Here is a 17,647-nt window from a genome sequence, read left to right as displayed (position 1 = left end):
CGACATGGCCGCCGTCCCGGACCCCGCCGGGGCCGAGGTGAGCCGGGCCGGCGCGCAGGCGTACGCCGCCGAGTGGGCCCGCGCGCTGCGCCGCCTCGGCTTCGTGCCGCACGGCGCGGCCGAGACCGAGCGCCTGCTGCTGGCGTACACCGAGCGGCTGGCGCGGGCGCTGCGCGCCGAGCCCTTCTCCGCCGGCCCGGCCGGCGACGTCGGCCGGGCCATGGTGGACGCGCACCTGACCGAGCCGGGGATGCTGGAGTGGTCGGTGCGCGCCCTCGGTGAGAGCTTCGTCGACCGGGTGCTGCCCGGCGGGGCTCACCCGGCGGAAGCGGCGGAGCGGGTCGCCGCGTCGCAGGGCGCGCTGGCGGCCGGTTTCGCCCGCGCGCTGCGCGACCGCACGTTCGCCCAGCAGGAACGCATCGCCCGATCGGCGTGGCAGGCGCGCGACGAGGTGGAGCAGGCGCTGCGCGACAGCGAGGCCCGGTTCCGGGCGGTCTTCACGGGAGCCGCGATCGGGATCGGCGTCGCCGGCGTCGACGGGCAGATCATCGAGGTGAACCAGTCGTTCGCCGACATGCTCGGGTACACGGCCGAGGAACTGCGCGGGGTCAACGTCGGTTCTCTCTTCCACACCGACGACGCCGCGGGGATGTGGGAGCTGTACCAGGAGCTGATCGAGGGCAGGCACGACTCGGTCCGCGTGGAGAAGCGCTACCACCGCAAGGACGGCACGAGCCTCTGGACCGACCTCGCGGTCTCCCTGATCCGGCACGCCGACGGCCGGCCACGGTTCACGGTCGCCATGATCGAGGACATCACCGAGCGGTACGAGCTGCAGCAGCGGCTGCGTTTCCAGGCGCTGCACGACCCGCTCACCGGGCTGCCCAACCGGACCCTCTTCTTCGAGACGCTGGGCCGGGTCCTCGACACGGCCGGCCCCGGCCAGCGGGTGGGCGTCTGCTTCCTCGACCTGGACGGCTTCAAGGCGATCAACGACAGCCTCGGGCACGACCTCGGCGACCGGCTGCTCGTCGTGATCGCCCGGCGGCTCGCCGACTCCGTCGCCGACCACGGCCACCTCGTGGCCCGGATGGGCGGTGACGAGTTCGTCATCCTCGTCGACGGCGGGGACGGGCTCGACGACGCGGTTTCCGTGGCGAAGGCGGCGCTGGCCGCGGTCGCCACGCCGGTGCCGGTCGGCGGCCAGCAGCTCACCGTCTCGGCGAGCGTCGGCGTCGTCGAGTGCCCGGCCGGCGAGACCAGCGCGTCCGAGCTGATGAAGGCCGCCGACACCACGCTGTACTGGGCGAAGGGGGAGGGGCGCGGCCGCTGGGCCGTCTACGACCCGGAGCGCGGCGCCCGCGACATCGCCCGCTCGTCGCTGGCCGCCACGCTGCCGTCCGCGCTGGACCGGGGCGAGTTCGTGGTGCGCTACCAGCCGATCGTGTCGCTGCTGGAGGGGCGGATGGTCGCCGTCGAGGCGCTGGTCCGCTGGCAGCATCCCGAGCTGGGTCTGCTCGGGCCGGACCGGTTCATCGCGCTGGCCGAGGAGACCGGGCTGATCGTCCGGCTCGGGGAGTGGGTGCTCCGGCAGGCTTGCCGCGACGCCGAGGAGTGGCGACGGCGGTTCCCGGACGCCCAACTGGTGGTCAGCGTCAACCTGGCCGCCCGGCAGGCCGACGACCCGGGCATCGTCGAGACCGTCTCGGACGCGCTGACCAGCACCGGCCTTCCCGCGGGACTGCTCCAGCTCGAACTGACCGAGAGCGCCGTGATGGGCACGGCCGGGGAGCCGCTGCGGTCGCTGCACCGGCTGGCGGCGCTCGGCGTACGGTTGGCCATCGACGATTTCGGCACCGGCTACTCGAACCTCGCCTACCTGCGGCGGCTGCCGATCCACTGCCTGAAGCTCGCCGGCCCGTTCGTGGAGGGCATCCGCGGCGACGATCCGGCGGCGGTGGCCGACCACCGGGACGAGCGGATCGTGGACGCGCTGGTCCGGCTGGCGCACGCGCTGGAGCTGTGGGTGACGGCCGAGGCGGTGGAGACCGGCGTGCAGGCCGAGCGGCTGCGGGCGCTGCGCTGCGACACCGGGCAGGGCCGCTTCTTCGGCGCGCCGGCCCCGGCCCGCGAGATCGCCGACCGACTGTCCGCCGGGGAGGCGACGTGAGCGTCACCGACACCGGGGCGCTGGTCACGGTGGTGGCCGCCCTCGCGATCCTGGCCGGGCTGGCCGGCGTGGTGGTGCCCGGCCTGCCGGCGCTGCCGCTGTGCTGGGGCGGGGTGCTGGTCTGGGCGGTGTTCGGAGGCGCGGGCGGGGGCCGGTGGGCCGTGCTGGCCGCCGCGACGCTGGTCGCCGTGGGCGGCACCGTGGTCAAGTACCTGTGGCCGGGGCGGAACCTGAAACGCACCGGGGTGCCCACGTCCTCGCTGCTGGCCGGGGGCGTGCTGGGGCTGGTCGGCTTCTTCGTCATCCCGGTGGTCGGCCTGGTGATCGGCTTCGTCGGCGGGGTGTGGGCCGCCGAGCGGCTGCGGCTCGGCGACAACCGCCTCGCGTGGCCCGCGACCGTCCAGGCGCTGAAGGCGGCCGGCCTGTCGATGCTGCTGGAGTTCGCGGCCGGCCTCGTGATCGCCGCGCTCTGGGTGGCCGGGCTGCTGCTGACCTGAGGGCGACCGGAGCCGGCGCCGCACGGCGGCTAGGGTCAGGACGTGCGCATCACCGTCCTCGGTGGGCTCGGCGCGTGGCCGTCCGCGACCCAGGCCTGCTCCGGGTTCCTCGTCGAGCACGACGACTTCCGCCTGCTGATCGACCCCGGCTACGCCACGCTGCAACCATTGCTGTCACACGTCGCCGCCGCGCAGGTCGACGCGGTCTACGTCAGCCACGGTCACCCGGACCACTGCGCCGACCTGCAACCGTTGCTGCGGGCCCGGGTGCTGGCCGACCGGTCCGGCCCGCCGCTGCCCGTGTACGCCCCCGCCGGCAGCCTGGACCGCCTGCTCGCCATCGACGAGGCGGGTCTGGTCGACGACGCGTACCGGCTGTCCGCCTTCACACCCGGGGAGTCGTTCGACGCCGGGCCGTTCCGGGTGGACACGTGGCGACTGCCGCACTGGGTGCCGAACGCGGGCGCCCGCCTCACCGGCGGCACCGAAGTGCTCGCCTACACCGGAGACACCGGGACGAGCCCCGACCTGGTCGAGATGGCGAGGGACGCCGACCTGCTGGTCGCCGAGGCGACCTACGTCGACACCATCCCCGAGCGGCACGAGGGGAACCTCTCCAGCGCCGTCGAGGTCGGCCGGTACGCCTCGACCGCGCGGGCGCGCCGGGTGCTGTTGACGCACCTCTGGCCGGGAACGGATCCCGCCGCCGCGGTCGACGCGGCGCGGCAGGTGTACGCCGGCCCGGTCGACGTCGCCGAACCGGGCCTGGTGCTGTCGGTCTGACGGTGGCCCCACCCGGGCCGGGGGGACGGCCGCGCGGTGGGGCGCCGGCGTGGGGTGCCCTGTGGGTACGGCGGATCGCCGTACGGGTGAGAGAGAGGTGGGCACCCCGCGCCGGCGCGGGCCGGGCTCCTGCCGAGCGCCCGGCGTCGGCCCGTCGCGATCGGGCCTGGTCACCGGCTCAAGGATGCGTCGCGGGGCCCGGGTCGGGCAACGGAATTAGCCCGGACGGCGGTGGAATTCCCGCCCGTGACGTATTGACGCTCTTGATCGACGGGACGACACTTTGCCCACTCGTACGGGGGTTCCGCCTCGAGGAGGTGTGCAGTGGCCACGACGCCCGCGCCGACCGCCGAGCAACCGATGGACGACGACGCCCGACGGCTCGCCGAACTCGGCTACAAGCAGGAGCTGCGCCGCAAGTGGAGCGGCTTCTCCAACTTCGCGATCTCGTTCTCGATCATCTCGATCCTGGCCGGGTGCTTCACCACGTTCGGCCAGGCGTGGAACAACGGCGGGCCGGTCGCCATCTCCTGGGGCTGGCCGCTGATCTCGCTGTTCATCCTCATCATCGGGTTCTGCCTGGCCGAACTCGTGTCGGCGTACCCGACGGCCGGCGGCATCTACTGGTGGGCGGCCACGATGGGCCGCCCGGTGCACGGGTGGTTCACCGGCTGGCTCAACCTGATCGGCCTGATCGCGGTCACCGCGTCGGTGGACTACGGCTGCGCCACGTTCCTGAACCTCACGCTGTCGGCGCTCGTCGACGGCTGGGACGGGACGCTGCGGCAGGTCTTCGTGCTCTTCGTGATCATCCTGGTGCTGCACGGGCTCATCAACATCTTCGGGCACCGGATCATCGACGTACTCCAGAACGTCTCGGTCTGGTGGCATGTGGCCGGCGCGACCGCGGTGGTGGCCATCCTGCTCCTCGTTCCGGACGACCACCAGAGCTTCCAGTTCGTGTTCACCGAGCGGTTCAACAACTCCGGCTTCGGCGACGGCGACACCGGCGGTGTGACGTTCTGGCTGTACGTGCTGCCCCTGGGCTTCCTGCTGACCCAGTACACGATCACCGGCTTCGACGCCTGTGCGCACGTGTCCGAGGAGACCCGCGGCGCGTCCCAGGCCGCCGCGCGGGGCCTGTGGCAGTCCATCTTCTACTCGGCGATCGGCGGCTGGGTGCTGCTGCTCGCCTTCCTGTTCGCGGCCACCGACGTGGAGGCGATCAACGCGGCGGGCGGCTTCTCCGGCGCGATCTTCGAGTCCGCGCTCACGCCGTTCTTCTTCAAGGCCGTCATCATCATCTCCACCATCGGGCAGTTCTTCTGCGGGATGAGCTGCGTGACCTCGATGAGCCGCATGGCGTACGCGTTCAGCCGGGACCGGGCGGTGCCGGGCTGGCGGCTCTGGTCCCGGGTCGACCGCAACGGCACCCCGGCCAACGCCATCGTCGGCGCGACGCTCGCCGGCCTCGTGCTGACCCTGCCCGCCCTCTACGAGAGCCCGGCCGGCATCCCGGTCGCCTTCTACGCGGTCGTCTCGGTCGCGGTGATCGGGCTCTACCTGTCGTTCGTGATCCCCATCGCGCTGCGGCTGCGGATGGGCGACCGGTTCACCCCGGGCCCGTGGACGCTCGGCCGCCGTTACAAGGTTCTCGGTTGGATCGCGGTGATCGAGATCGCGGTCATCTCGATCTACTTCGTGCTGCCGATCGTGCCCGCCGGTGTGCCGGGCCACGCCGACTTCAGCTGGTCGGCCGTGAACTACGCGCCGATCGCGGTGGGCGGGGTGCTGCTCGGCGTCGCCGTCTGGTGGTACGCCTCGGCCCGGAAGTGGTTCACCGGCCCCCGCCGCACCGTCGACCTGCCCGGGCAGCGGGCGGCGTCCGACGGCGCGCCGGTCGACGAACGGGCCTGAGCGGGCCGGCCGGTTTCCCGGCCGGCCCGTCCGGGGCATTGACGGTGATCCGGTTCAGCCAGTAGACCTTGGTGATGGAGGCCCGCCCATGAGGAAAGCCCCGCTCACGCTCGAACAGCTCCGGGTCGCCGTCGCGGAGCACGAGATCGACACCGTGGTGCTGGCGCTCGTGGACATGCAGGGCCGCCTGCAGGGCAAGCGGTTCCACGCGCCCTACTTCCTCGACGAGGTGGTGGCGCACGGCAGCGAGGGCTGCAACTACCTGCTCGCCGTGGACGTGGACATGAACACCGTCGACGGGTACGCCATGTCGAGCTGGGAGCGGGGCTACGGCGACTTCGCCATGAAGCCCGACCTGGGCACGCTGCGCCGCGTGCCCTGGCAACCGGGCACCGCCATGCTCCTGGCCGACCTGGAGTGGCTCGACGGCTCCGGCCCGGTGGTCGCCTCGCCCCGGCAGATCCTCCGTCACCAACTCGACCGGCTGGCCGGGCACGGGCTCACCGCGTACGCGGGCACCGAACTGGAGTTCGTGCTGTACCGCGACTCGTACGAGGACGCCTGGCGGCGCGGCTACCGGGAGCTGACGCCGGCCAACCAGTACAACGTGGACTACTCGCTGCTCGGCACCGCCCGGGTCGAGCCGCTGCTGCGCCGGATCCGCACCGAGATGGCCGGCGCGGGGCTCACCCCGGAGAGCGCCAAGGGCGAGTGCAACCTCGGGCAGCACGAGATCGCCTTCCGGTACGACGAGGCGGTGGCCTGCGCCGACCACCACGTCATCTACAAGAACGGCGCGAAGGAGATCGCCGCCCAGGAGGGCATGTCGATCACCTTCATGGCCAAGCCGAACGCGCGCGAGGGCAACAGCTGCCACATCCACTTCTCCCTGCGGGACGTGGACGGACACCCGGCGCTGCTCGGTGACGGGCCCGCGCGGCTGAGCGTGACCGGGCGCCAGGTGCTCGCCGGCCTGCTCGCCACCATGCGGGAGTTCAGCCTGCTCTTCGCCCCGAACATCAACTCGTACAAGCGCTACCAGCCGGGGTCGTTCGCGCCGACCGCGCTGCGCTGGGGCACCGACAACCGCACCTGCGCGCTGCGCCTGGTCGGGCACGGGCCCGGCCTGCGCGTGGAGAACCGGGTGCCGGGCGCGGACGTCAACCCGTACCTCGCCATCGCCGCCCTGGTCGCAGGCGCGGTGCACGGCATCGAGCAGGAGCTGGACCTCGACGAGGAGTGCACCGGCAACGCGTACGACGACCCCTCCGCCGAGCGGGTGCCCGGCACGCTCCGCGACGCCCTGACGCTGTGGGAGGGCTCCGCGGTCGCCCGGGACGCCTTCGGCGACGAGGTGGTCGCGCACTACGCCAACCAGGCCCGCGTCGAACTCGCCGCCTTCGACGCCGCCGTGACGGACTGGGAGCTGACCCGTGGCTTCGAACGCCTGTGACCCGCCCCCGCCGCCGCACCCCGTCGATCATGCACGTGTGGTGCCCGGACTGCGGTGGTTCACGGCTTCTGCGGGGCACCACAACTGCATGATCGACGGAGAGGGGCGGGGCGCGTGACGGACGTGCGGAACCCGGCGACCGGAGCGGTCTTCGCCGAGGTGCCCGAGACCGCGCCCGGCGAGGTCGACGCGGCCGTCGCGCGGGCCGCGGCGGCGTACGAGCGGTGGCGGTGGGTGGCGCCGGGGGAGCGGGCGCGGCTGCTACGCCGGTTCGCGGCCCTGGTCGACGCGCACGTCGAGGAGCTGGCCCAGCTCGAGGTGCGCAACAGCGGGCACACCGTCGGCAACGCCCGCTGGGAGGCCGGCAACGTCCGGGACGTGCTCGACTACTACGCCGGCGCGCCCGAACGGCTCACCGGCCGGCAGATCCCGGTGCCCGGCGGCCTGGACGTCACCGTCCACGAACCGCTCGGCGTGGTGGGCGTCATCGTGCCGTGGAACTTCCCGATGCCGATCGCCGCCTGGGGTTTCGCCCCGGCACTGGCCGCCGGCAACACCGTGGTGCTCAAGCCGGCCGAGCTGACGCCGCTCACCGCGCTGCGCCTGGCCGAGCTGGGCCGGGAGGCGGGCCTGCCCGACGGGGTGTTCACCGTGCTGCCCGGCGAGGGCGCCGTGGTGGGCGAGCGGCTCGTGAACCATCCGGCCGTACGCAAGATCTGCTTCACCGGCTCCACCGAGGTCGGCACCCGGATCATGGCCGGCTGCGCGGCGCAGGTGAAACGGGTCACGCTGGAGCTGGGCGGCAAGTCCGCGAACGTGGTCTTCGCCGACGCCGACCTCGCGAAGGCGGCGGCCACCGCGCCGTACGCCGTCTTCGACAACGCCGGCCAGGACTGCTGCGCCCGCTCCCGGATCCTGGTCCAGCGCTCCGTCCACGACCGGTTCCTGGAACTGCTCGAACCGGCGGTGCGCGCGTTCCGGGTCGAGGACCCGGCCCGGGAGACGGCCGAGATGGGCCCGCTGATCTCGGCGGCCCAGCGCGACCGGGTGGCCGGTTACGTCGACGCCGCCGCGGTGGCGTTCACCGGCGCCCGCCCGGACGGCCCCGGCTTCTGGTACGCCCCGACCGTGCTGCTCGCCGGCTCCCCGGCCGACCGGCACTGGCGTGAGGAGATCTTCGGCCCGGTGGTCTCGGTGCTGCCGTTCGACGACGAGGCGGACGCGATCCGCCTCGCCAACGACACCGACTACGGCCTCTCCGGCTCGATCTGGACGCGGGACGTCGGCCGGGCGCTGCGGGTCGCGCGAGCCGTCGAGTCCGGCAACCTGAGCGTCAACTCGCACTCCTCGGTGCGCTACTGGACGCCGTTCGGTGGCATGAAGCGCTCGGGGCTCGGCCGCGAGCTGGGCCCCGACGCGCTGCACGCCTTCACCGACGTCAAGAACGTGTTCATCGCGACGGAGGAGTGATCAGGTGGAGGGTCGGTTGCGGGACCGGGTGACGGTGGTCACCGGTGCGGGCAGCGGGATCGGGCTGGCCACGGCGCGGCGGTTCGCCGCGGAGGGCGCCCGGGTGGTCTGTGTGGACGTCGACGCGGAGACGGGCGGACGGGCCGCGAAGGAGGTGGGTGGCGAGTTCGTAGCCGCCGACGTGGCGGACGAGACGGCCGTCCGGGACCTGTTCGACGGGGTGGTCGAGCGGCACGGCCGGGTGGACGTGGCATTCAACAACGCCGGTATCTCCCCGCCCGACGACGACTCGATCCTGGAGACCGGGCTGGACGCGTGGGAGCGGGTGCTGCGGGTCAACACGACGAGCGTCTACCTCTGCTGCAAGTACGTGATCCCGCACATGCGCCGGCAGGGCCGCGGATCGATCATCAACACGGCCTCGTTCGTGGCGCTCATGGGCGCGGCCACCTCGCAGATCGCGTACACCGCGAGCAAGGGCGGCGTGCTCGCCATGACCCGCGAGCTGGGGGTGCAGTTCGCCCGGGAGGGGATCCGGGTGAACGCCCTCTGTCCCGGGCCGGTCGCCACCCCGTTGCTGCTCGAACTCTTCGCCGCCGACCCGGAACGCGCCGCCCGGCGGCTTGTGCACGTGCCGATGGGCCGGTTCGGCCGGGCGGAGGAAATCGCGGCGGCGGTGGCGTTCCTGGCGAGCGACGACGCGTCGTTCGTGACCGCCGCCCAGTTCGTGGTGGACGGCGGGATCACGTCCGCCTACGTCACCCCGCTCTGACGCCGGCCCGTTCCCCTCCCGATCACGGGCGGCCCGGGACGCCCGGGCGGGTCGAAGGTCGAGGCTCTAAGAAGCGTCACGCAGCCCCCATGCGTTACGTTGCGGCTCCGCCTGGGTACAGGTCGGGACACGGCAGGTGGAGATCATCGGCCGCGGGAACGGGCCGGACCGGGAGGCTGCATGAGTTCGGCGCTGGGGGGCGCGGACGCGGGAGAAATCCGGGCCGGCGGCGGGGAGCTTTCCCCGCCGCTGGCCTCGGCTTTTTCCGCCGGAGGAGAGATGGGTCGCCGCCTGGCCGCCTTCGACTGGTCCGGGACGACGGTGGGCACGCCGGACCGCTGGCCTGCCGCGCTGACGGGCGCCGTCGGCATGATGCTCGCCTCCAGCGCGCAGATCGTCATGTTCTGGGACGACGAGCAGCTCGCCTTCTACAACGACGCCTACCGGCCGACGATCGGCAGCAAGCATCCGGACGCGCTCTGCCGGCCGGCCCGGTCGTACTGGGCCGAGACGTGGGACGTGCTCGGGCCGCTGCTGGAGGGGGTACGGCGGACGGGACGCTCGTACCGGGCCGAGGACCACCCGTTCCTGCTCGACCGGCACGGCTTCGTGGAGCAGACGTGGTTCGACGTCTCGTACGACCCGATCCGGAGCGACGACGGCACGGTGCGTGGCGTCTTCTGCATCGTGAACGAGACCACCGGCCGGGTGCTCGGCGAGCGCCGGCTGCGGGCGCTGGCCGAGCTCGGCTCCGAGCTGGCCGACGTGGGCACCGCCACCGAACTGGGCCGGGCCGCCGCCGCGGTGCTCGACCGGCACCGGGCGGACGTGCCGTTCGCCCAGATCTGGCTGCGGGACGACGGGGAGCGCCTCACCCTGGCGGGATCCAGTGGGGTGACGCCCCCCGCCGTGCCGCCGGGGATGCTCGACCGGGTGGCCGACGGCCCCGTCACGGTGGACGTCGCCGACCTGTTCGACCCGGTGCCGGCCACGCTGGCCGACGAGGCTCTGGTCCTGCCGATCACCGCGACGAACCGGACCGTCGGGGCGCTCGTCGTGGGCCGGGCGCGCCTGCTGCCGTTCACCGACGAGTACCGGAACTTCCTGGACCTGGTCGCGGCCCAGATCTCCCGGGCGGTGGACAAGCAGCGGGCGTACGAGCAGGAGCGCGACCGGGCCGCCGCGCTGGCCGCGCTCGACCGCGCCAAGACGACCTTCTTCGCCAACGTGAGCCACGAGTTCCGTACGCCGCTCACCCTCGTGCTCGGTCCGCTGGAGGAGCTGCTCGCCGACCCCGCGCTGCCGCCCCCGTACACCGACCGGCTCACGGTGATGCACCGCAACGCGCTGCGCCTGCTCAAGCTGGTCAACACGGTGCTCGACTTCTCACGCATCGAGTCCGGCCGGCTTTCCGCCCGCTACCAGCCCACCGACCTGGCCGACTACACGTCCCGGCTGGCGAGCACGTTCCGCTCGGCGATCGAGCGGGCCGGGCTGCGGCTGGTGGTCGACTGCCCGCCACTGCCCGCGCCGGTCTTCGTCGACCGCGACATGTGGGAGAAGATCGTCCTCAACCTGCTGTCGAACGCGGTGAAGTTCACCTTCGACGGCGAGATCCGGGTGCGGATCCGGACAGCGGGCGGGACGGCCCGGCTCGAGGTCGCCGACACCGGTGTGGGCATCGCCGCGGACGAGCTGCCGCACGTCTTCGAGCGGTTCCACCGGGTGCCGGGCACGCGCGCCCGTACCCACGAGGGCACCGGGATCGGCCTGGCGCTGGTCCGCGAGCTGGCCGGGATGCACGGTGGCGAGGCCGGGGTGACCAGCCGGGTCGACGAGGGCAGCACCTTCACCGTGACCGTGCCGTTCGGCTCGGCCCACCTGCCGGCGGACCGGGTGGTCGAGGCCGGGCCGGCCGTCGCCGAGCTGGCACAGGCGCCGCTCTTCGTGGCGGAGACGGCGCTCTGGACCGACGGCGCGGAGGCCGTCCGCGGCCCGGTCCGACCCGCCGCGCCGGCCGGCCGGATCCTGGTCGTGGACGACAACGCCGACCTGCGTGAACACGTCGTCCGGCTGCTCTCCCCGACTTGGGAGGTGGTCACCGCCGCCGACGGGCTGGAGGCGCTGCGGCTGGCGGTGGCCGGCTCGTTCGACCTCGTGCTCACCGACGTGATGATGCCCCGGCTGGACGGGTTCGGGCTGGTCGCCGCACTGCGCGCCGATCCCCGTACCCGGTACGTGCCGATCGTGCTGCTCTCGGCCCGCGCCGGCTCGGCCGAGGCGGTCGCCGGCCTGTCGGTCGGCGCCGACGACTACCTCACCAAGCCCTTCTCGGGCCAGGAGCTGATCGCCCGCGTGCGGGCCAACGTCGAGCTGGGCCAGCTGCGCGGGCAGATCATCCGCCGGCTCCGCGCGCTCGCCGACGCGGCGGTGGCCGTGAACACCGCCCGGGCGACCTCAGACGTGCTCCGCGTCGCCGCCCGGCACGCGCTCAGCCTCGTGGAGGCCGCCCGGGTGGTGGTCACCGCGAGCGGCGCGCGTGCCGAGGCGGACGCCGGGGGCAGCAGCAAGGCGGACCCGTCGTACGTCCTCGCGCTCACCGGCACGGGCGGCGAGCAGTTGGGCGAGCTGCGCGTGTGGCGGGCGGAAGGGGACGGCGCGGAGACCGACGCCGCCGCGCTCACCGAGCTGGCCCGGCTCGTCGGGGTGCGGCTGGAGAACGCCCAGCTCTACGAGGCCGAGCACCGGATCGCCACCACGTTGCAGCACAGCCTGCTACCCCGGTCCCTGCCGCAGCTGCCCGGCGCCGTCGTCGCGAGCCGCTACCTGCCGGGCAGCGCCGACGTCGAGGTGGGCGGGGACTGGTACGACGCCATCGTGCTCGACGAGCGGGAGCTGGTGCTGGTCATCGGCGACGTGGTCGGCAAGGGAGTGCAGGCGGCCGCCGCCATGGGCCAGCTGCGCAACGCGCTGCGGGCGTACCTGCTGGAGGGTTTCGACCCGGGTGAGTCGCTGACCCGGCTGAACCGGCTGGTCGGCCTGACCGAGCGCCGCTCCTTCGCGACGGTCGTCTGCCTGATCTTCCACCCCGGCACCGGGCGGCTGCGCTACGCCAGCGCCGGCCACCCGTCCCCGCTGCTGGTCCGCGGCGGCGACGTGGCGTTCCTGCACGACCGCGCCCAGGGGCCGCCGGTCGGCGCCGTGCCGGGCACCTCGTACCGCACGGTCGAGGCGACGCTGCCCACAGGCAGCCGGCTGCTGCTCTACACCGACGGGCTCATCGAGGACCGGCAGCTCGGCATCGACGAGGCGCTGGCGCGGCTGCGTACGGACGCGGCGACCCCCGGCGAGCACGTGGCCGACCTCATCGACACGGTGGTGGGACGGGTGGCGGGCAGACCCCGCCGCGACGACGTGGCGGTGCTCGCGCTGGAGGCTGCCGAGCCGCACCGGTTCAGCCTGCGGCTGCCGGCCGACCCCACCCGCCTCAGCGTGCTGCGCAAGCGTCTGGAGGACTTCCTCGTGGCGCACGGGGTCGGCGAGACGGACCTGTTCGACCTCACGGTCGCGATCTCCGAGGCCGCCGCCAACGCCATCGAACACCCGATCGCCCCGAGCGAGCCGACGATCGAGGTCGAGGTCACCATCGCCGACCGTACGGTCACCGCGACTATCCGGGACAGCGGGCGCTGGCGGGAGTCCAGCGGGTCGAGCTTCCGGGGGCGCGGGCTGGCACTGATCCAGGCGCTCGGGGAGATGAACGTGTCACGTACCGCGAACGGCACCGAGCTGACGCTGCGCCGCCGGCTGGCCAACCGGGACTGACCGGTCCTGGGAGGACGGCGGTAAAGCGGCCCGAATGGGGCGAAACCACTAGGATCGTCTCATGGGCCGTGAGTCGTTCCGCGGCTCTCGGCGCAGCGACCACGACCCGGTCGGTGCGGCATGGGCGGCGATGCGTCGCACCGGCCGGGCCACTGTCCGAGAGCGGCTGCTGCGACTGCGGCTGAGCGTGCTCGTGGCGGTGCAGTGCGGGGTGGCCGCCGCCGTCGCCTGGTGGGTCGCGAAGGACCTGGTCAACAACCCGCAGCCGCTGTTCGCGCCTGCCGTCGCGGTCGGCACCATCGCCAGTTCGGTGAGCCAGCGCTTCCGCCGCACACTGCTGCTGATCGCCGGCGTGGCGGTGGGCATCACCCTGGGCGACCTGCTGGTCTCCTGGCTCGGACGCGGATACGTGCAGATCGGCGCCATCGTGGCCGTCTCCATCCTCTTCGCCGTCTTCCTCAGCGGCGAGGGTTCGTTCATCACCCAGGTGGGCGGCAGTGCGATGGTGATCGCCGTGCTCTTCCCCGCCAGCACCGGCGTCGCGCTGCCCCGCTTCCTCGACGGCGTCGTCGGTGGGGTGGTGGGCATCCTGGTCTCGGTCGTGGTGCTGCCCCTGCACCCGATCTACCGCATCCGGCGGGCCGCCCGGCCCCTGCTCAACCAGACAGCCACCGAGCTGGAACGGCTCGCCCACGCTGCCCGGACGCGGGATGCAGAGCTGGCCAAGCAGGTCCTCGACGCGCTGCGCCATATCGACACGTCGGACGTGGAGACCGCGCTGTCGGCCGCCGTCGAGGTCGTGCGTATCTCGCCGCTGAGGTGGCACAACCGCAGTTCCTTGCAGGGTTGGCGGCGTGGGGTCAGGCTGATGATGCGGTCCCTGTTGCAGAGCCGCGGCCTGCGCGTCAGCGGCATCAACGTGGCGAACGACGTCACCATCATCGCGGTGAACACGATCCGGGCTGGCGGGGTGAGCAAGCGCGACGCCGAGGCGCTGCGTTGTAGCCTCGCCCCGGACACCGCGGGGGAACCAGCGGACCAGCACCGCGCCCCGGATCATGGACGGCCGGAAGCCGGCCCACCCCTGCCGCCCTCTATGGGGGGTTTGGCCTAGGCCGGGCGCCGCCGGGGTGGGTCAGGCGGGGCGCAACCAGGGCTGCTCGCCCAGGCCGGAGACGTCCAGCACGCGGCGGACCTGCCGGGACGGCAGCACCGTGAGGGTGCCCGGGAGACGCCGGGCCAGCTGGACCAGCGCGTGGATCGCCGCGGAGTCGAAGAACGTGACCGCGCGCAGGTCGAGCGTCACCCGCTCCGCCGGTTCCCGGAGAGCGGTCTGGAACATCGTGTCGGCCGTGGCCATGTCGACCTCGCCGGCCACCACCACGCGGAGGTGGTGACCGTCGAGCTCCGCGGTGGCGGAGAAGACGGGCGGGGCAGCCCCTTGATCCACGGAGACACCATGGCACAACGGGACAGGTGGGGCAACATCGCCGGGCCGGGCCGTGGGTGAGCGCGTCCGTGTCGCGGCGATAGGCTGAACCCATGACCGTCCGTGCACCCCTGACCCCGGGCACGCTCTCCCCGTGGCGCGCCGTGCCCGCCCACATTCCCCGTCCCGAGTACGTGGGTAAGGCGGGCCCCAAGGAGTGGCGCGGGTCGCACGTGCAGACGCCGGAGACCATCGAGAAGATGCGGGTCGCCGGCCGGCTCGCCGCGCAGGCCACCCAGCTCGCCGGGGAGCACTGCAAGCCGGGCGTGACCACCGACGAGATCGACCGGGTGGTCCACGAGTTCCTCTGCGACCACGGCGCCTACCCGTCGACGCTGGGCTACCGGGGCTTCCCGAAGTCCTGCTGCACCAGCCTCAACGAGGTGATCTGCCACGGCATCCCGGACTCCACGGTCCTCCAGGACGGCGACATCATCAACGTCGACGTGACCGCGTACCTCGACGGGGTGCACGGCGACACGGACGCGACGTTCTGCGTGGGCGAGGTGAGCGAGGAGGCCCGGCTGCTGGTCGAGCGGACCCACGAGGCGATGATGCGGGGCATCCGCGCCGTCGCTCCGGGGCGGCAGATCAACGTGATCGGGCGGGTCATCGAGTCGTACGCCAAGCGCTTCGGCTACGGGGTGGTCCGCGATTTCACCGGCCACGGCATCGGCGAGTCCTTCCACAGCGGCCTCTACGTGCCGCACTACGACAGCCCCCGGCCCACCGACATCATGGAGCCGGGCATGACGTTCACGATCGAGCCGATGATCACCCTCGGCACCTACCAGTACGACATGTGGGACGACGGCTGGACCGTGGTCACGAAGGACCGGAAGTGGACGGCGCAGTTCGAGCACACCATCGTGGTGACGGACGACGGCTACGAGATCCTGACCCTGCCGTGACGGAGACCCCGGCCGCGCTGCGCGAGGCGCACCACGCGGACGTTTCCGGCGGCTGGCTCCGCCCGGCCGTGTTCGGGGCGATGGACGGTCTGGTCACCAACATCGCCCTGATCGCCGGGGTGGGCGGCGGTGGGGTGTCGCCGCGCAGCATCGTCCTCACCGGCGCGGCGGGCCTGGTGGCCGGCGCCATCTCGATGGGCCTGGGCGAGTACACGAGCGTCCGGTCCGCCAACGAGCAGGTCGCTGCGGAGGTGGCCAAGGAACGCCGCGAGCTGGAGCGGCATCCCGAGGCGGAGGCCCGTGAGCTGGCCGACGCCTGGGTGGCGCGCGGGCTGCCGCGGGACCTCGCGATGCAGGTGGCCGAGGCGGTGCGGCGCAATCCCGAGGAGGCGCTGCGGGTGCACGTCCGCGAGGAGTTGGGCGTCGACCCGGACGACCAGCCCAGCCCCTGGGCCGCGGCCATCTCCTCGTTCCTGTTCTTCTCGGTCGGTGCGCTGGTGCCGCTGATCACGTACCTCGTGGGCTTCACGAGTCTCGGGCTCGCGCTGGGTGTGGGCGGGCTCGGCCTCTTCGCGGCGGGTGCCGTGGTGGCCCGCTTCACCAACCGCCGATGGTGGTCGAGCGGCCTGCGGCAGCTGCTGCTCGGCGCTGCGGCCGCCGCCGCGACGTACCTGGTGGGCGTCCTGATCGGCGTGCAGGGCGGCCTGGGCTGACCCGACCTCACCCCCGCGATCTTGCACTTTCTGCCCCGACGAACCGGGAAAAAGGCCCCATATCAAGGGCCGAAACTGCAAGATCGCGGGGGCATGACGCCGCGGGGGCGTGGCGCCGCGGGGGGGTGGCGCCGCGGGGGCGTGGCGCCGCGGGGGCGTGGCGCCGCGGGGGCGTGGCGCCGCGGGGGCGTGGCGCCGCGGGGGCGTGGCGCCGCGGGGGCGTGGCGCCGCGCGGAGGTCAGCTTGTCAGCAGGTCTTCTACTGTGCCGTCTACCGGCTGGCCGCGGGCGGTCAGCTCCTCGGCCTGCCGGGCCAGCACCGCGCCCACCTCGGTCATGTCCGCCCCGGCCAGCCCCGTACGCCGGACCGCGTCACCGGGGTCGCGGAAGTAGGTGCGGCTGAGCAGGCCGTTCACGGTGGCGGCCGCGAGCCGGGCCTCGCCGAGCATGAGCAGGGCCTGGTCGGTCTCGTACCACTCGGCCAGCCGGGCGGCCCGGGCGTGCGCCGCCCAGCCCCGGTACCAGGCCCGCCGGGCGGCGGCGCTGAACTCCGCGGGCCGGGCGCGGGCCAACCGCCCGAGGTGCTCGTCGCGCAGGGTCCGCAGCCAGCCGGTCGGGTCGTACAGCGGACGGGTGGTGACGTACCGGTCGGCGGTGAGCGGCCACAGCGGGCCGATCGCGCGGGCCTGTCGCAGGTAGTCGTCGGCGCCGGCCACGGTCAGGTCGACGAGCACCCCGTCCACCCGCCGCGCGGCCGCGGGTGGCCCGGTGTCCGGCCGGTAGGTCACCACCAGCAGCCCGAGCTCGCCGTCACCGCCGCCGTCGTCGTCGCCGTGGGCCAGCGGGCCGTGCACCGCGATCGCCAGCACGTCGGCCGGGAACCGGCGCTGTGCGGCCTCGGCCACCCGCTCGGCGACCGTCCACCGGGGGTCGGCCAGGTGTCGGTCGACCCCGGCGTCCTCGCTGCTCGCGTTCACGCCGACCACTCCTGCCTCGCGACGGTCGTGGGTCTCCGCGGCGCGCGCCGCCCGTCAGGGCGCCGCCGGCCGGCCCGGCCCGCCGGTCGCCGCCTGGACTCCGCCTCGGCTCGACCGAGGACTCCGACTCAGACCCTAGCCACGCAGGGTGCTGTCACCGGCCGCGCCGCGCCCGACCGGCACCAGCCGGAAGACGCGGATCTCCCGGCCGCCGGCCCGGCGCACGTACGCCCGGTACGCCGGCCACGCGGTCACCAGCAGCTCCCAGAGCCGGTCGCGTTCGGTGCCGGTGGCCACCTCGGCGCGTACCGGGATGCGCCGGCCCTTCACGGCCACCTCCGCGGCGGGATCGGCGAGCAGGTTCATCGACCAGCCGGGCTGGTGGGTCTGGCCCCAGTTCGACCCGATCACCACGTACGCGTCGCCGTCGCGCACGTACAGCAGCGGGTTGCTGCGCGGCTTGCCCGACCGGCGGCCGGTGGTGGTCAGGATCAGCGACGGCGCCAGCCCGAGGGCGACGATCCGGCCACGGGTGAGCCGCCCCACCGCCCGGTCGGCCGGGACCAGCAGGCGGGCGGCCGTGCCGAACCAGCGGTGGTGGCCGACGCGGCGGGCGATGGTTCCGAGCACGGACACGGGGAACAGTGTGCCGGTCGGCGGCCCGGGACGAC

At 73.5% G+C, this 17,647-nt stretch carries 14 protein-coding genes; 11 read left to right on the top strand and 3 right to left on the bottom strand.

All coding sequences use genetic code 11. The features are described from left to right. Positions 1-4 precede the first annotated feature (4 nt). From D7193_RS04695 to D7193_RS04655, 9 genes are all read left to right on the top strand, one after another. Complete coding sequence (locus D7193_RS04695; protein ID WP_120778091.1) at positions 5-2,170, top strand: putative bifunctional diguanylate cyclase/phosphodiesterase; 2,166 nt, start codon at positions 5-7, stop codon at positions 2,168-2,170. Next, positions 2,167-2,667 (top strand): DUF456 domain-containing protein, encoded by a 501-nt coding sequence (locus D7193_RS04690; RefSeq protein ID WP_120778090.1) that lies wholly within the window; start codon positions 2,167-2,169, stop codon positions 2,665-2,667. The genes D7193_RS04695 and D7193_RS04690 overlap by 4 nt, the downstream gene beginning before the upstream one ends. Before the next feature lie 42 nt (positions 2,668-2,709). Further along, complete coding sequence (locus tag D7193_RS04685; RefSeq protein ID WP_120778089.1) at positions 2,710-3,450, top strand: MBL fold metallo-hydrolase; 741 nt, start codon at positions 2,710-2,712, stop codon at positions 3,448-3,450. Positions 3,451-3,774: 324 nt separating this feature from the next. Next, positions 3,775-5,367, top strand: coding sequence for an amino acid permease (locus D7193_RS04680; protein ID WP_120778088.1), 1,593 nt, complete (start codon positions 3,775-3,777; stop codon positions 5,365-5,367). Between the two features lie 88 nt (positions 5,368-5,455). Next, positions 5,456-6,820, top strand: a complete 1,365-nt coding sequence (locus D7193_RS04675; protein WP_120778087.1) for a glutamine synthetase family protein — start codon at positions 5,456-5,458, stop codon at positions 6,818-6,820. 123 nt (positions 6,821-6,943) lie between these two features. Continuing rightward, positions 6,944-8,290: an aldehyde dehydrogenase family protein gene (locus tag D7193_RS04670; RefSeq protein ID WP_241562900.1), complete on the top strand. Its 1,347-nt coding sequence runs from the start codon at positions 6,944-6,946 to the stop codon at positions 8,288-8,290. Positions 8,291-8,294: 4 nt separating this feature from the next. Further along, positions 8,295-9,062 carry a 3-oxoacyl-ACP reductase gene (locus D7193_RS04665; RefSeq protein ID WP_120778085.1) on the top strand — a complete coding sequence of 256 codons (768 nt, stop codon included), beginning with the start codon at positions 8,295-8,297 and terminating at the stop codon, positions 9,060-9,062. 180 nt (positions 9,063-9,242) lie between these two features. Next, positions 9,243-12,887, top strand: a complete 3,645-nt coding sequence (locus D7193_RS04660; protein ID WP_120778084.1) for a SpoIIE family protein phosphatase — start codon at positions 9,243-9,245, stop codon at positions 12,885-12,887. Between the two features lie 61 nt (positions 12,888-12,948). Then, positions 12,949-14,001 carry an FUSC family protein gene (locus D7193_RS04655; protein WP_120778083.1) on the top strand — a complete coding sequence of 351 codons (1,053 nt, stop codon included), beginning with the start codon at positions 12,949-12,951 and terminating at the stop codon, positions 13,999-14,001. 21 nt (positions 14,002-14,022) lie between these two features. Here D7193_RS04655 and D7193_RS04650 read toward each other — a convergent pair whose 3' ends face one another. Continuing rightward, entirely contained in the window at positions 14,023-14,337 is a 315-nt protein-coding gene (locus D7193_RS04650; RefSeq protein ID WP_174242546.1) for an STAS domain-containing protein, read from the bottom strand. A gap of 92 nt (positions 14,338-14,429) precedes the next feature. Here D7193_RS04650 and map point away from each other — a divergent pair, with 92 nt between their 5' ends. Together map and D7193_RS04640 are read left to right on the top strand one after the other, a co-directional pair. Next, a complete protein-coding gene (map, locus tag D7193_RS04645; protein WP_120778081.1) occupies positions 14,430-15,287 on the top strand; it encodes a type I methionyl aminopeptidase in 858 nt (285 codons plus the stop codon). Next, a complete protein-coding gene (locus D7193_RS04640) occupies positions 15,284-16,000 on the top strand; it encodes a VIT1/CCC1 transporter family protein (RefSeq protein WP_120778080.1) in 717 nt (238 codons plus the stop codon). The genes map and D7193_RS04640 overlap by 4 nt, the downstream gene beginning before the upstream one ends. Before the next feature lie 238 nt (positions 16,001-16,238). Here D7193_RS04640 and D7193_RS04635 read toward each other — a convergent pair whose 3' ends face one another. Further along, positions 16,239-16,976: a nucleotidyltransferase domain-containing protein gene (locus D7193_RS04635; RefSeq protein ID WP_120779267.1), complete on the bottom strand. Its 738-nt coding sequence runs from the start codon at positions 16,974-16,976 to the stop codon at positions 16,239-16,241. A gap of 135 nt (positions 16,977-17,111) precedes the next feature. Further along, on the bottom strand, positions 17,112-17,612 hold the full coding sequence (locus D7193_RS04630; RefSeq protein WP_120778079.1) for a nitroreductase/quinone reductase family protein: 501 nt from the start codon (positions 17,610-17,612) through the stop codon (positions 17,112-17,114). Positions 17,613-17,647 lie beyond the last annotated feature (35 nt).

It is taken from the genome of Micromonospora costi (assembly GCF_003626655.1).
Taxonomy (GTDB): domain Bacteria; phylum Actinomycetota; class Actinomycetes; order Mycobacteriales; family Micromonosporaceae; genus Micromonospora; species Micromonospora costi.
This window is presented reverse-complemented; position numbering and strand designations above follow the sequence as displayed.